11 protein-coding genes are annotated in these 15,032 nt (G+C 72.5%); 5 read left to right on the forward strand and 6 right to left on the reverse strand.

From position 1 onward, the window contains the following. The first annotated feature begins 1 nt into the window (after nucleotide 1). The gene (gene mutM, locus EV187_RS08550; RefSeq protein ID WP_130352643.1) at nucleotides 2-934 is read left to right on the forward strand and encodes a bifunctional DNA-formamidopyrimidine glycosylase/DNA-(apurinic or apyrimidinic site) lyase; all 933 of its coding nucleotides are present in this window, start codon (nucleotides 2-4) and stop codon (nucleotides 932-934) included. Here the strand turns inward: mutM and EV187_RS08555 are convergent. After that, a complete protein-coding gene (locus tag EV187_RS08555) occupies nucleotides 916-2,028 on the reverse strand; it encodes a GNAT family N-acetyltransferase (protein ID WP_165391147.1) in 1,113 nt (370 codons plus the stop codon). The two genes, mutM and EV187_RS08555, sit on opposite strands and share 19 nt — an antisense overlap. Nucleotides 2,029-2,186: 158 nt before the next feature. On the opposite strand from EV187_RS08555, the gene smc reads away from it, so the two are divergent. After that, complete coding sequence (smc, locus tag EV187_RS08560) at nucleotides 2,187-5,705, forward strand: chromosome segregation protein SMC (RefSeq protein ID WP_130353252.1); 3,519 nt, start codon at nucleotides 2,187-2,189, stop codon at nucleotides 5,703-5,705. A gap of 85 nt (nucleotides 5,706-5,790) precedes the next feature. On the opposite strand, the gene EV187_RS08565 is transcribed toward smc, so the two are convergent. Continuing rightward, on the reverse strand, nucleotides 5,791-7,455 hold the full coding sequence (locus EV187_RS08565; protein ID WP_130352645.1) for an alpha-amylase family protein: 1,665 nt from the start codon (nucleotides 7,453-7,455) through the stop codon (nucleotides 5,791-5,793). Then, nucleotides 7,452-8,420 carry a TIGR03885 family FMN-dependent LLM class oxidoreductase gene (locus EV187_RS08570; RefSeq protein WP_130352646.1) on the reverse strand — a complete coding sequence of 323 codons (969 nt, stop codon included), beginning with the start codon at nucleotides 8,418-8,420 and terminating at the stop codon, nucleotides 7,452-7,454. The genes EV187_RS08565 and EV187_RS08570 overlap by 4 nt, the downstream gene beginning before the upstream one ends. Nucleotides 8,421-8,528: 108 nt before the next feature. On the opposite strand from EV187_RS08570, the gene ftsY reads away from it, so the two are divergent. The 3 genes from ftsY to ffh are packed head-to-tail and all read left to right on the forward strand — an operon-like array spanning nucleotide 8,529 to nucleotide 11,550. Next, a complete protein-coding gene (gene ftsY, locus EV187_RS08575; RefSeq protein WP_130352647.1) occupies nucleotides 8,529-9,404 on the forward strand; it encodes a signal recognition particle-docking protein FtsY in 876 nt (291 codons plus the stop codon). Between the two features lie 16 nt (nucleotides 9,405-9,420). Beyond that, the gene (locus EV187_RS08580; RefSeq protein WP_130352648.1) at nucleotides 9,421-9,909 is read left to right on the forward strand and encodes a hypothetical protein; all 489 of its coding nucleotides are present in this window, start codon (nucleotides 9,421-9,423) and stop codon (nucleotides 9,907-9,909) included. 54 nt (nucleotides 9,910-9,963) lie between these two features. After that, complete coding sequence (ffh, locus tag EV187_RS08585) at nucleotides 9,964-11,550, forward strand: signal recognition particle protein (RefSeq protein ID WP_130352649.1); 1,587 nt, start codon at nucleotides 9,964-9,966, stop codon at nucleotides 11,548-11,550. Nucleotides 11,551-11,559: 9 nt separating this feature from the next. Here ffh and EV187_RS08590 read toward each other — a convergent pair whose 3' ends face one another. Genes EV187_RS08590 through EV187_RS08600 form a run of 3 tightly spaced genes read right to left on the reverse strand, consistent with a single transcriptional unit; the run spans nucleotide 11,560 to nucleotide 14,923 of the window. After that, entirely contained in the window at nucleotides 11,560-12,231 is a 672-nt protein-coding gene (locus EV187_RS08590) for a DUF305 domain-containing protein (RefSeq protein ID WP_130352650.1), read from the reverse strand. Further along, a complete protein-coding gene (locus EV187_RS08595) occupies nucleotides 12,228-14,108 on the reverse strand; it encodes an LVIVD repeat-containing protein (RefSeq protein ID WP_207221789.1) in 1,881 nt (626 codons plus the stop codon). Before EV187_RS08595 ends, EV187_RS08590 begins: the two co-directional genes overlap by 4 nt. Nucleotides 14,109-14,110: 2 nt before the next feature. After that, nucleotides 14,111-14,923 carry a spermidine synthase gene (locus EV187_RS08600; protein ID WP_130352651.1) on the reverse strand — a complete coding sequence of 271 codons (813 nt, stop codon included), beginning with the start codon at nucleotides 14,921-14,923 and terminating at the stop codon, nucleotides 14,111-14,113. Nucleotides 14,924-15,032: the final 109 nt, after the last annotated feature.

Genomic DNA, 15,032 nt, shown 5'->3' on the forward strand with positions numbered 1-15,032 from the left:
CGTGCCCGAGCTTCCCGAGGTCGAGGTCGTCCGAGCCGGGCTCGCGCCCGCGGTGACCGGGGCGCGGGTCGCCGCCGTCGACGTGCTCGACGCCCGTGCGCTGACCCGTCACGACGCGGCATCCGGCGACTTCGAATCGCTCGTCACCGGTGCGCGCATCGAGGCGGCGGTGCGTCGCGGCAAGTTCCTGTGGATGCCGATCGGCGTCGATCGCGCCATCGTCGGCCACCTCGGCATGAGCGGCCAGCTGCTGCTCCGCACGCCCGACCACCCCGGCGACGATCGTCACGCACGCATCCGCCTGCACCTCGACCACCCCGAGCACGGCGAGCTCCGCATCGACTTCGTCGACCAGCGGACGTTCGGCTCGCTGGCCGTCGACCGCCTCGTGCCGACCGCCGACGGCGAGGTGGCCGGCTTCTCCGCCGGGGTCACGGGGCCGTGGGCGGGCACCATCCCCGCGCAGGTGTCGCACATCGCGCGCGACCCCCTCGACCCGGCCTTCGACGACCGCGCATTCCTCGACGCCCTGGCGCGCCGGGCGTCGGGGGTGAAGCGCGTGCTGCTCGACCAGGGCCTCGTGAGCGGCGTCGGCAACATCTACGCCGACGAGGCGTTGTGGGCGGTGCGCCTGCACGGGGAGCAGCCGGCCTCGTCGCTGACGCGCCGACGCGGCCGCGAACTGCTCGCGGCGGTCCGCGACGTGCTCGGCAAGGCCCTCGCCGAGGGCGGCACGAGCTTCGATGCGCAGTACGTCAACGTGAACGGTGCATCCGGGTACTTCGCGCAATCACTGAACGCCTACGGGCGCGCGGGTCTGCCATGCCCGCGTTGCGGCACGCCCATGGTGCGGGAATCGTTCATGAACCGCTCGTCGCACCGATGCCCGCGCTGCCAGCGGCTCCGGATGCCGCGTCAGCCGGCGTCGGCCTGAGCCGGCGCCTCGTCGCGCTCGCGCTGCCAGATCGCCTCGAGCCCGCAGCGTCGGAAGCCGAGCGCGATGTTGATGGCGAGCATGTGCTCGTTCTCGTCGGCGTTCCACGTGTAGACGACCGCGCGCTCCGGCGCGAGCTCGGCCAGGCGCACGAGGTTGGCGAGCTTCACGAGCATGCCGAGGCCATGGCCGCGATGCGCACGGACGACGAGGGTGTCGTACTGGTAGGCGAACGCGCGGCCGCGGGGGAGCTCGAGCTCGGTGTAGCCCGCGAGCACGCCCTCGTCGGTGATCGCGGCCGCCACGAGCACGCTCGTGCCGCCGTCGAGCTGCTCGGCCTCGTGCTCGCGGACGCGCGCGGCATCCCACCGCTCGGGGTCGATCGTGACGCCGCCGGCCGGGACCTCGAGCACCATGCGCTCACGGGCGGCCGCGTACGCGTCGACGAGCGCTTCCGGGGTGCGGTCGTTCCAGAGCTCGAGCCGGTAGCCACGGTCGGCCGCACGCACCGCTCGCGCCTCGAGCTCGCGACGGAACTCGTCGACCCGTCCGCTCACGGCGAGGCTGCTCACGCGTTCGAGCTGCGCGAGCGAGTAGCCATGCGCCGCGGCGAAGGCGGCGGCCGGAGCGGACGCCGACAACTCCGCGTCGCCGTCGGGTGCCCGGAGCACCGGACCGTCGTGCGCACCTCCCGCTGGGTCGGGGTGATCGGAGTACGCGACGACGGTGGCGCGACCGAGCTCCCGGGCGGCGTGCTCCGCGGCGACCAGGAGCCGTGAGCCCACCCCCCGTCGACGGTGCGAGGGGTGCACGCCGAGGGTGATCTCGACCGTGGCGGAAGCCTCGTCGCGCTCCCAGCCGAGGCCGCTCCGGCCGATGATCGCGTCGCCGTCGAAGGCCCCGATGAGGAGTCGGCCGCGGTGGGCGTCGTTGCGATGGAACCCGAGCAGTTCCGCGGCGGTCTCGGCGAAGTGGTCGTGGCCCCAGTTGGCCCGCTCGAGCTCGAAGCCGAGCGCCGCGTACGCCTCGAAGTCGCGGGCCTCCGGCGTGCCGAGCTCGCGGGGGACGGGCACCGGGCGGATCTCGATGGACATCATCGCTCCTCACGCTGCGCGGGCAGCCGCCCAGACTAACTCGGCGTCGAGCCGAGCGGCAAGGGTGGATCCCCCGGATGGCGGCGGGGCCGAACGGCGGCGCGTCGTTCCTCGACTACGCTCGTCGGCAGCGCGCTCGCGAGTCGGAAGGGTGGGACGTGTACCTCAAGAGCCTGACGCTGAAGGGATTCAAGTCCTTCGCGCAGCCGACGACGTTCGCCTTCGAACCGGGCGTCACGTGCATCGTCGGCCCGAACGGCTCCGGGAAGTCGAACGTGGTGGACGCGCTCGCCTGGGTCATGGGCGAGCAGGGTGCGAAGACGCTGCGCGGCGGCAAGATGGAGGACGTCATCTTCGCGGGCACCGCCACGCGCGGTCCGCTGGGCCGCGCCGAGGTCAGCCTCACGATCGACAACGCCGACGGCGCGCTGCCGATCGAGTACAGCGAGGTGACGATCTCGCGCACGCTGTTCCGGAACGGCACGAGCGAGTACGCCATCAACGGCGAGACGTGCCGGCTGCTCGACGTGCAGGAGCTGTTGAGCGACTCGGGCCTCGGCCGGGAGATGCACGTCATCGTGGGGCAGGGTCAGCTCGACGCCGTGCTGCACGCGAGTGCCGAGGACCGGCGCGGCTTCATCGAGGAGGCCGCCGGCATCCTGAAGCACCGCCGACGCAAGGAGAAGACCCTCCGCAAGCTCGACGCCATGCAGGCGAACCTGACCCGCCTGTCCGACCTGGCGGGCGAGATCCGGCGCCAGTTGAAGCCGTTGGGCCGCCAGGCCGAGGTGGCGCGCGAGGCGGCGACGATCGCGGCCGTCGTGCGCGACGCCCGGGCCCGCCTGCTCGCCGACGAGGTCGTCGGCCTGCGCCGCGCCCTCGACGAGCACGGGCGCAGCGAGCACGAGCGCCACAGCGAGCGCCAGGTGCTGCAGCAGGAGCTCGAGCAGCACCAGGTCCGGGTCGAGCGGCTGGAGTCCGCCTACCTCGGCGACGACGTCGACGCTGCGCGCTCCACGTCGCACGCGCTCGAATCGGCGCAGGACCGGCTGCGCGCCCTCGATGCGCTCGCCCGGCAGCGCATCGCCCTGCTCGGCGCCCAGGTCGAGCCGACGGATGCCGCGCCCAGCGTCACGCGCGCCATGATCGAGGAGGCGACCGCCGGGCTCGACGACTTCACGGGCGCCGTCGTCGCCGCCGCCGCCGCACTCGACGAAGCCGTCGGCGCGACCCGCGCCGCACGCGCGGACCTCGACGTCGTCGACGAGGGCATCGCCCGGCAGAGCGCCCGCGTGACGGCGTACGACCTCGAACTGTCGGCGCTCGCCGGCCAGGCCGACACGGCCGCCTCGAAGCTCGCGGCCGTGCGCGGGGAGGTGCTGCGCCATGCGAACGCGCTCGAGGCCGCCGCCGCCCGGCGCGAGGCCGCCGCCACGCAGCTCGCGCGCGTTGAGGCGGAGGCCGAGGCGGGCGAGGGTGCGGAGACCGACCTCGACGAGGCCTACGAGCTGGCCCAGGCGGCGGTCTTCGAGGCGGAGGCCGAGATCGAGCGGATCCGCGAGGAGCTCCATGGACGTGAGCGCGAGCAGGGCGCCCTCGCCGCACGCACCGCCGCCCTGTCGCTCGCGCTGGACCAGAAGGACGGGTCCGCCGCACTCGTCTCCTCGGGCATCGCCGGGGTGCGCGGACTGCTCGCCGAGTCGCTGCACGTCGAGCCCGGGTACGAGCCGGCCATCGCCGCGGCGCTCGGCTCGCTGGCCGACGCCGTGCTCGTCGACGACCGCGACGCGGCATACCGCGCCCTCGCACACGCGGAGCGCGGCGAACTCGGTCGCGTGGCGCTCACGCTCGCCGAGCCCGGTGCTGTGCCGCGAGCGACATCGGCGATCGACGGGCTCACCGCGGCATCCGACGTGGTGAACGCCCCAGCCGGCGTGGTCGCGCTGCTGGCCGAGGTGCTCATCGCCGACGACCTCGCGGCGGCCAGGTCTGCGGAACGGTCGCTCGCGCGACTCGACGCGCCCGCGACGGTCATCACGAAGGACGGCACCGTCGTCGGACGCTACGTCATCCGCGGCGGGACGGGTCGCGAGCAGAGCCGGATCGAGCTCGTCGCCGAGCGCGACCGCGCCGGCGCCCGGCTCGAGGACCTGCGCGCCGAGCTCGAGCGCTCCCGCTTCGACCTCGCCGAGCAGCGCACCATCCTCGAGGACTCGAAGGAGCAGGCGAAGCGAGCGCTCGCCGCCCTGCGCGACTTCGACGCCAAGCTCGCGCAGCGTACGGAGCAGCTGAACCGGGCGCGTGTGCAGGCGGAGGCCGTCGGGGCCGAGACGACCCGCCTCGAGCAGGCCGCCGCGAACGCCGAGGAACGCGTCGGCGACGCCGAGCGTGCGGCCGACGAGGCGAAGACCGCGCTCGAGCACGCCCGGTCGGTCGAGCGGCCGGTGATCGACGCGACCGTTCGCGACGGCGCGGTCTCGGCGCTCGAGCAGGCACGCGAGCTCGAGGTCGAGGCGCGGCTGCGACTCGAGACCGCACGGGAGCGCGTGCGCGCCGAGGAGGCTCGCGTGCAAGCCATGGAACGGCAGTTCGAGGCCGAGCAGCAGGCCGCGGCGGATGCCGCGCGCCGCGCCGTCGTGCGTCGGGCCCAGCTGGCCGCCGCCACGCGGGTCGCCGATTCGCTGCCCGCCGCGCTCGCTTCGGTGGACACCGCCGTGGCGGAGGCCCGGGTCGCCCTCGGTCGTGCGGAGGCGCAGCGCACGAGCCGGAACGAGGAGCTGCAGCGGGTGCGGCGCGAAGAGGCGGCCGTGCGCGAGCGCCTGCACGCCGTGACCGAGGACGTGCACGGCCTCGAGCTGCGCATCTACGAGAAGAAGCTGCACGTGGCCGGGCTCGTCGAGCGGGCCGAGTCGGAGCTCGGCCTCACCGAGGACGTGCTCGTCGCCGAGTACGGGCCCGACGTCGCCGTTCCAGCCGAGGACGCGGAGGGACCGGCGCGCCCCTTCCTGCGCGAGGAGCAGCAGCGCCGCCTGGCGGGCGCCGAACGCAAGCTCGCGCAGCTCGGCCGGGTCAACCCGCTTGCGCTCGAGGAGTTCGCCGCGCTCGAGCAGCGCCACCAGTTCCTCACCGAGCAGCTGACCGACCTCGCGAACACCCGCAAGGACCTGCTGACGATCATCGAGGAGATCGACGGGAAGATGGAGTCGATCTTCCGCGGCGCGTTCGAGGACACGCGCGACGCCTTCGCCGAGGTCTTCCCCGTGCTCTTCCCCGGGGGCACCGGCAGCATCTCGCTCACCGACCCCGACAACCTCCTCACGACGGGCATCGAGGTCTCGGTGAAGCCCGCCGGAAAGAAGATCGAGCGGCTGTCGCTGCTCTCGGGCGGCGAGCGGTCGCTCGCGGCGGTCGCGCTGCTCATCGCGATCTTCAAGGCCCGTCCGAGCCCGTTCTACATCATGGACGAGGTCGAGGCGGCACTCGACGACGCGAACCTCGGGCGACTGCTCACGACGCTCGAGGACCTGCGCGAGTCGAGCCAGCTGATCGTGATCACGCACCAGAAGCGCACGATGGAGATCGCGGATGCCCTCTACGGCGTGTCCATGCGCCAGGACGGCGTGTCGGCCGTGGTCGGGCAGCGCGTGCGAGAGGAGCGCGAGGCGCGCGCGAGCTGAGGCCCCGGCGCGACGGATGCCGCAGGGGCACGCCCCGCGGCATCCGCCCGCCGTGCGAACCGCTCCCGCCGCCGCGGCGCCGGCCTCAGGTCAGCCGGCGATCGTCGGGCTCGACGATGCGGAACCAGCGGTAGCCGTAGGCGTCGACGTGCACGTCGATGCGACCGCGCTCGTCGATCGGCTCGGCGTCGACCGCGAACAGGTCGGAGAGCAGCGTGTCGGGGGCGACCCGGCCGAGCTCCAGCGTCACCAGGCTCGGCGTGGGCGCGAAGTTGTGCACGGCGATGAACCGTCCGACGTCGGCGGTGATCCGATGCGCGAGCACGGCGTCCTGGCCGGTCGGCAGCAGGTCGAGCTCGCCCCATCCGATCTCGGGGGAGCTGCGGTAGCGCACGGCGAAGTGCCGGATGGTCGCGAGCAGCGAGTCGGGATCGTGCATCTGCGCCTCGACGTTCACGTGCTCGGGCGCGTACCCGTCGGCGGGCGGTGTCGCGACCAGCTTCGCCGGCGTGGCCCGGGAGAAGCCGCCGTTGCGCTCATCGGTCCACTGCATGGGCGTGCGAACCGCCTGCCGGCCCTCCTGCGCCGGGTTCTCGCCCATGCCGATCTCCTCGCCGTAGAACAGCACGGGCGTGCCGGGCAGCGAGAAGAGCAGGCTGTAGACCAGTCGGATTCGCCGCGGATCCCCGTCGAGCATGGGCGGCAGCCGCCGCACGATCCCGCGTCCGTAGACGCGCATCCACTCCTCGGGCGCGAACGCCGCGAAGACCTCCTCGCGCTCCGCATCGGAGAGCTTGTCGAGCGTGAGCTCGTCGTGGTTGCGCACGAAGTTCGCCCACTGCGCCTCGGGCTCGAGCACTGGACGCTTGGCGAGCGACTCCGCGAGCGGTCGTGCGTCCTCGCGTGCGAGCGACAGGTAGAGCGCCTGCATGCCGAGGAAGTCGAACTGCATGGTGAGCTCCGGCGGGTCGCCCGTGCGCCCGAAGAACTCGAGCTGCTGGTCGTACGGGAGGTTCACCTCGCCGAGCAGCACGGCCTCGCTCGAACGGCGCTGGAGGAACCGGCGGATGTCGCGGAGGAACTCGTGCGGGTCGCCGATGTCGACGCCCTCGGGGGGCTCGATCAGGAACGGCACGGCGTCGACCCGGAACCCCGAGATGCCGAGCTCCAGCCAGAAGCCGATCGTCTTCGCGATCTCGTCGCGCACCGCGGGGTTCGCGATGTTCAGGTCGGGCTGGTGCCGGTAGAAGCTGTGCAGGTAGTACTGGCCAGTGCGCTCGTCGAGCTCCCAGACGCTGTCCTCCTCGCCCGGGAACACCGTCGCCGCCTGCTTCCTCGGGGGCGCGTCGCGCCACACGTACCAGTCGCGGTACGGCGAGGTGCGGCTGCGCCGTGCCGCCTTGAACCACGGATGCTTCTCCGACGTGTGGTTCATCACGAAGTCGATGATCACCCGCATGCCGCGGTCCCGCGCGGTGCGGGTGAACTCGGCGACGTCGCCGAGCGACCCGAGTCGCGGGTCCACGCCCAGGAAGTCGGTGATGTCGTAGCCGTCGTCGCGGTCGGGGGTGGGCTGGAAGGGCATGAGCCAGATGCACGTCACACCCAGCTCGGCGAGGTGGTCGAGCCGGTGCGCGAGCCCCTCGAAGTCGCCGGAGCCGTCGTCGTTCCAGTCCATGTAGGTCTCGACGTCGAGGCAGTAGACGACCGCGGTCTTCCACCACAGGTCGCTGCGGTCGGTGATCCTCATCGGCCGCCCGCCTTCAAGGCCGGCACCACGTGCTCGCCGAACGTGTCGAGGAACGCGTCCTGTTCGACGCCGACGTGGTGGAGGTAGATGCGATCGAACCCGAGCTCGGCGAGCTCCGCGAGCTTCGCGAGGTGGCGAGCCGGGTCGGACGAGACCTGCACGGTGGCCGCGACCTCGTCGGCCGTGGCATCCGCGGTCGCGTCGTCGAACGCCTGCGGCGTGTCGAGCTCCCAGACCAGGGGTCCGGGCAGCACGCCCGTGCGCCACTGGTCGTGGGCGATCGCGATGGCCTCCTCGTCCGTGGGAGCCCAGCTGAGGTGCACCTGCACCGCCGTCGGCCCGTGGCCGCCCGCGTCGCGGTAGGCGTCGATGACCTTCCGCAGCGCGTCGCGCGGCTGGTCGACCGTGATGAGCCCGTCGGCCCACTCGGCGCACTCGCGGGCGGTCTCGGTCGACACGGCGGCGCCGATGAGTGCCGGCGGCACCGGGGGGAGGCTCCAGACGCGGGCCCGGTCGACGGTGATGAGCCCGTCGACGCTGACCTCCTCGCCCGCGAGCAGGCGACGGATGACGGTCACGGTCTCGCGGAGGCGCGCGTCGCGCTCCTCCTTCGGCGGGTAGGCGTCGCCGGTGACGTGCTCGTTGATCGCCTCGCCACTGCCGAGGGCCGCCCAGAACCGGCCGGGGTACATCGACTCGAGGGTGGCGATCGCCTGCGCGGCGATCGCCGGGTGGTACCGCTGCCCGGGCGCCGTGACGACGCCGAACGGCAGTCGCGTGGCCTGCAGCGCGGAGCCGAGCCAGCTCCACGCGAATCCGGATTCGCCCTGCCGCAGGCTCCACGGGGCGAGGTGGTCGGAGCACATCGCGGCGTCGAAGCCCACCTCCTCGGCGCGCTGCACGGCGTGGAGGAGTCGGGCCGGGGGGACTTGTTCGTGCGAGGCGTGGAATCCCACGATCGTCATTCGCACTCCTTCCGTCATCCTCGACGCTGCTCCGACCGGGCCCGGCCGGCAACCCCTTGCAGGCCCGGGGCCGTCGGTGTACCGCGCGAGCCCATCTAGGCTGGACCCATGGCAGAACGCGCATCCTGGTCGCTCGGCTCGGCCCTCCGCGGGGTCTTCGGGGCGAAGACGATCGACGAGGACACGTGGGACGACCTCGAGTCCGCGCTCATCCGCGCCGACTTCGGTCCCGCGGTGACCGAGGAGATCGTCGACGGCATCAGGGCGCAGGTCGAGCGCTATCGCACGACCGATCCGCGCGACGTGCAGCGGATGCTCCGCGAGGTCGTCGAGGAACGGCTCGCGAAGTACGACCCCACCCTGAAGCTCACCGAGCGGCCGGCCGTCGTGCTCGTCGTCGGCGTCAACGGCGTCGGCAAGACCACCACGATCGGCAAGTTCGCCCGTTTCCTCCGCACCTACGACCGCAGCGTGGTGGTCGGCGCCGCCGACACCTTCCGAGCGGCCGCGGTCGACCAGCTCGCGACGTGGGCCGAGCGCGCCGGCGTGGGCATCGTGCGCCCCGAGCGCGAGGGCCAGGACCCGGCATCCGTCGCCTTCCAGACCGTCGAGAAGGCCAAGCAGGACGGGACCGAGATCGTGATCATCGACACCGCTGGACGCCTGCACACGAAGGGCGGGCTCATGGACGAGCTCGGCAAGATCAAGCGCGTGGTCGAGAAGCAGGCGCCGATCAGCGAGGTGCTGCTCGTGCTCGACGCGACGACGGGACAGAACGGGCTCGCGCAGGCGGAGGCGTTCATCGAGCACGGCGGCGTCACCGGGCTCGTGCTCACGAAGCTCGACGGCAGCGCGAAGGGCGGGTTCGTGCTGGCCGTGCAGGAGAAGACCGGGTTGCCGATCAAGCTGATCGGCCAGGGCGAGGGCATCGGCGACCTCACGGGGTTCACCCCGCACGTGTTCGCGCAGAAGCTCGTCGGCTGACCACGAGGAGGAGACCATGGCGACCGAGCACGATTACTTCGGGATCGTCGGCGACTACTGGTCGGAGATGATCGAGTACGGCGACCAACGCGTCGAGGTCGTGCTCGAGGCCGAGGACGAGATGGTGTCGGGCGCGTCGCTCGATGCCGCGGCGGTGCTCGTCGGCGAACTCGAGCTCGTCGACGACGAGCTGCGATCGGCGTTCGTGAGCCAGCTCGACTCCGGCGGCACGCCCGTGATGCGGTTCCTCGACGTGCTGCTCGACCCCGAGCTCGAGCAGGCGGAGGAGATCGACGCGGCGATCGGCCGCGATTCGGGCGACCGGCAGGTGGACGCGCTGCGATCGCTGTCGCTCCTGCGCGTCGACCTGCGACCCGAGGCCGACGGCCCGGGCGAGCCGTTCGCCGAGTTCGAGTACGCGCTCGCTCCCGATGACACCGATGAGCGGCTGATCGCCGCGATCGACACCGGTCGCGAGGTCGTCGACGTGCGCTTCGAGGGGTGACCGGCGGCACGTGCGGCTGGGAGGCATCCGCTCTCGCCTACAATCGAAGGCACCATGGCTACCTTCGGAAACCTGTCTGACCGCCTCGCCGAGACCTTCAAGAACCTCCGCACCAAGGGCAAGCTGTCGGCGGCCGACGTCGACGGCACCGTCCGCGAGATCCGCCGCGCGCTCCTCGACGCCGACGTCTCGCTCGACGTGGTCAAGCAGTTCACGGCGCACGTGCGCGAGCGCGCCCTCGGCGACGAGGTCAACAAGGCCCTGAACCCGGCGCAGCAGGTCGTGCAGATCGTGAACGAGGAGCTGGTCGCGATCCTCGGCGGCGAGCAGCGCCGCCTGGTGTTCGCGAAGAATCCGCCGACCGTGATCATGCTCGCCGGCCTGCAGGGCGCCGGCAAGACGACGCTCGCGGGCAAGCTCGCGAAGTGGCTCGTCAAGGACGGCCACACGCCGATGCTCGTGGCGGCCGACCTCCAGCGTCCGAACGCCGTGAACCAGCTGCAGGTCGTGGGTGCGCAGGCCGGCGTGCCGGTGTTCGCTCCCGAGCCCGGCAACGGCGTCGGCGATCCGGTGCGCGTGGCCAAGGACTCCGTGAAGCAGGCCGAGCGGTCGCAGCACGACGTGGTCATCATCGACACCGCCGGCCGCCTCGGCGTCGACGCCGAGATGATGAAGCAGGCCGCGAACATCCGCAAGGCGACGGACCCCGACGAGGTGCTGTTCGTCATCGACGCCATGATCGGGCAGGACGCCGTGACGACGGCGAAGGCGTTCCAGGAGGGCGTGGACTTCACCGGCGTCGTGCTGTCGAAGCTCGACGGCGACGCGCGAGGCGGCGCGGCGCTCAGCGTGGCCTCCGTCACCGGACGCCCCATCATCTTCGCCTCCACCGGCGAGGGCCTCGACGACTTCGAGCCCTTCCACCCCGACCGCATGGCGAGCCGCATCCTCGACCTCGGCGACATCCTCACCCTCATCGAGCAGGCCCAGCAGGCCTTCGACGAGGAGGAGGCCATGAAGGTCGCCGAGAAGCTCGCGACCGAGCAGTTCACGCTCGAGGACTTCCTCGCGCAGATGCAGCAGCTCCGCGGCGCCGGGTCGATCAAGAAGATGCTCGGCATGCTTCCCGGTGCGGGCGGCATGAAGCAGCAGCTCGAGAACTTCGACGAGCGCGAGATCGTGCGCACCGAGGCGATCATCCAGTCGATGACGGTCGCCGAGCGTCGCAACCCCAAGCTCCTGAACGGCTCGCGGCGCCTGCGCATCGCGAGGGGCTCCGGCATGACGGTCACCGACGTCAACCAGCTGGTGCAGCGCTTCGAGCAGGCCGCCAAGATGATGAAGACCGTCGCGCGCGGCGGCATGCCGCAGGTCCCCGGCATGGGTCCGATCCCGGGTGGCGGCGGCTACGGCGGCGGCAAGCGCCAGGCGGCCAAGGGCAAGAAGAAGGGGTCGGGCTCGCGTTCGGGCAACCCGGCCAAGCGCGCCGCCGAGAACGCCGCGATCGCATCGGGCGCGGCCCCGGCCGGTCAGGGGTCGGCTCCGAAGGGGTCGGGCTTCGGCCTCGGGGGCGGCGGCGCCGCGAAGCCGGCTCCGAGCGAGGAGGAGCTCGCGGCCATGCAGAAGTTCCTGGGCCGCTAGCAGCCCGGGTCACCCCGCCGGAAGTCGCGCCTCGATCTCGAGCAATCGGTCGATCTCCAGCGCCTGGGACGTGGCGATGGCGCGCGCCCACCGAGCGACCGCGGGGTCGCCCGATTCGGCGAGCCGCGCCTCCGACATCAGCAGCGCTCCCCGGTGGTGGGGGATCATCGCCGACACGAAGAGTCGATCGAACGCACCGCCCTCCAGTTCCGCCGCGCGGTCGATCGTCGACCGGCTGATCTCGCCGGCCATCGACTCGGCGTGCTCGTGCCCGGCCGCGGCGTCGTCGGCGGAGCGGCGGCGCTCCAGCCACCCGCGCATCGACTCGGCCTCCGCCGCCTGGGTGACCGCGATGAGGCCGGCCAGGTCGGCGAGCTCGGGGTCGGCGACCCGGCCGGGCGCGAGCTCGGCGAGCTCCACCGCCTGTTCGTGATGCTCCACCATCGTCGCGATGAACGCGACGTCGGCGCTGGTCGTCTCGCCGTCGCCGGTCGTCGTCCCGTCCGCGTCCGGGCGCGCCGAGTCGTCGGACTCCGCGCCGTCGGGCGGCGCCGGCGTGACGAAGTCGGTGCCCGAGGGGTCGGGTGCCGGTCCGGTGCATCCCGATGCGCCGACCGCCATGAGCGTCGCGACCGCGATGCCGAACGCCCGCACCGCCGCGGCACGGATCGTGGGCGTCACCGGGCCACCCGACGACGTCGGCGCCACGCGATCGCCGCGTGGTACGCGAGTGCGACGCCGAACGGCAGCAGGACGAGCAGCCACCAGGCGCTGCCGCCCGTGGCACGCGTCTCGGCGGCATCGGGCGCGTGCTGCGGCGAGGACGACGCGACGACCACGCTCGCGAGGGCGATCCGCGGCGCGGACGCGTCGCCCCGCACGACGATGTCGTAGCGCCCGGGCTCGAGCGGACCGGGGAGGGCGACGGTGGTGGCGGCGAGCGAGCCGTCGGCCCCGGCGGCGGCCGTCGCGAGCACCGCCTGCGTCGGCATCCACCACACGTCGGCCGTCTCGCCCGGCGTGAGCGAGCCGGGCGGCAGCGACACCGTGACCTCAGCGGCATCCGTCGGCTCGATCGCGGCCGGCTCGACCGACAGCGTCTCGAGCGGTGCTCGCTCCGCGGCCGCGGTGGGGACCACCGGCGCCGCACGCCACACCCACGAGTACGCCGGCTGCGTCTGCGGGTTCAGGCCCGTGTCGTCGTACCTGGCGGCATCCGCGAACACCGGGTCGGTGAGCCGCAGCACCTCGAGGCCCTCGTACATGTCGCTCGCGTAGAGGTAGCCGTCGTAGTGGTAGACCGACCAGATGCCCGCCGTGTAGTCCATCGAGTACCCGTAGTCGGGCCGATCGAACCACGTCAGCTCCACGGGCGCGGCCGGGTCGGTGAGGTCGACGACCGAGACGCCGCCCTCGAGCCAGGCCTGCGCGATGATGAACCGCCCGGGCACCGGCACCAGTCCGCCGGAGTGCGCAACGCACTTCTCGAGGTCGGATTGGGCGCGGGGCAGCTTGTAGGTGCCCGCCTTCACGAGCCCGTCGGGCTGGATGAGCCACACGGCGTCGGCGCCCCGGTCGGCTCCGAACGCCGGCGAGCAGGTGTTGATGAAGCCGTCGCCGAGCTCGTCCTGGAAGACGATGCGCGTGGCGTCGTTGTCGAAGATGCCCGAGTGCCAGAACGTGACCGCGGGGTCGCGGACGCGCTGCAGCACCACGGGAGCCAGCGGGTCCGCGATCGAGAGCAGCAGTCCGTCGCCGCGGCAGGCCGCGACCGCGAGCCCCTTCGCCGGGTAGGCGGTGATGTCGTGGCATCCGGTGGTCGAACGCGTCTCGGCGCCCCCCGGCACCCGGTCCTCGGGCCCGAAGGCGGTCTCGTCGTCGAACAGGTCGAGCTCGCCCACGATCGCGGCGTCCTCGGGGGCCGCGAGCGGCACCTCCATGATCTGCAGCGGGTTGCGACCCGTGCAGTTGAGCGAGGCACCACGGCTGTAGGCGTTCATGTAGACGAAGACGCGGTCGGCGCTCGCCGGATCGGGGACCACGGTGTGGGTGTGCCCGCCGCAGCGCGTGCGCACGGCGGCGGCGTAGCGGGGCGCGCGGGGATCGCTGATGTCGAAGACGCGCAGTCCCTCCCAGTTCTCCGTGGTCTCGGGCACCCGTGCCGCCTCGCAGGAGTCGTCGGACATCGTCTCGTCGATCGAGATGAGCACCAGGTCGCCGACGGTGCTGATGTCGCCCTGGCCGCCCGGGCACGAGACGGCGCTGACGAGCTCCGGGGCCGCGGGATCGGCGATGTCCCAGATCGAGAACCCGGCGTAGTTGCCCTGCACGAGGTAGTCGCCCGTGAAGGCCAGGTCGGAGTTGATGAAGTCGGCGTCGTCGCCCTGCCGGAACGGGTTGTCGCGGTGCGCCACCCACTCCAGCCCCGGGCCGATCGACGGCTCGCGCTCGGCGGATGCGGCAAGGGCGGGCGGCGCGAGCAGCACCGCGGCGACGCCGAGCGCGACCAGGCAGGCCGTGGCCGATCTCGCACGCGACGCAGCGCGACCGGCCCGCATGCTCAGACCAGCTGGTCGCCGTCGCGGCGCACCGGTGCGTCGCCGAGGAACGCCACCAGGCCCTCGTCGCGCAGCAGCTCGATGGGCCGGGGGCCGGTATCCGCGCGGCGAAGGATCTCCTCGCCGGGCAACGGCGAAGCGGATGCCGCGAGCACGACGTTGCCGAGGCTGGTGCCCGCGATGACGGCGGGGGAGGCGAGGGCGAGCACGTCGTCGTGGACCGAGGCGAGGGTGGCGGCGACCTCGCGGCTCATGTCGAGCCCCGCCGTCGCGAGCGTGTTGACGAGGACGATCGCGTCGGGCGCCATGAGCTGGTCGAGCTCCCGGAAGAACTCGAGGGTCGACATGTGCCGGGGTGAGACGCTGCCGGAGAACACGTCGACGATGGCGAGGTCGTAGCCGCCGCCGGTGCGGGCGGCCCGCTCGACCGCCGCGCGCCCGTCGTCGAACTCGACGGTGAGCTCGACGTCGTCGGCGAGCGGGAGCACCTCGAGCACGAACTCGAGGAGTTCGCGGTGCAGCTCCACGACGTGCTGCACCGAGCCCGGACGGGTGGCGCCGATGTAGCGCGGCACGGTGAGGGCACCACCCCCGAGGTGCAGCACGCGGACCGGCCGGCCGGCCTCGCGGCATCCGTCGATCACCGCCGCGATGAGCCGGGTGTACTCGAGCTGGAGGTCGAGCGGATCGAGCGGGTTGACGTGCGACTGCGTGGTGCCCTCGATGACGAGGGAGTAGCCGCCGTTCGTGCCGCGCTCGGGAAGCAGGCGCGCACTCACCTGCTCGCCGTCGAGTTCGAGTCGGGGATCGCCCATGCCTCCCACACTAGGTCGGGGGCGCACGGCGGGCCAGATGCCGCGTCGACATCGGGATCATCGGGGTGGAGTTCGCTGCCGGGCCACCGGGAGTGCCTAAGATGTGCGG

This window comes from Agromyces ramosus (assembly GCF_004216665.1).
Lineage (GTDB): Bacteria > Actinomycetota > Actinomycetes > Actinomycetales > Microbacteriaceae > Agromyces > Agromyces ramosus.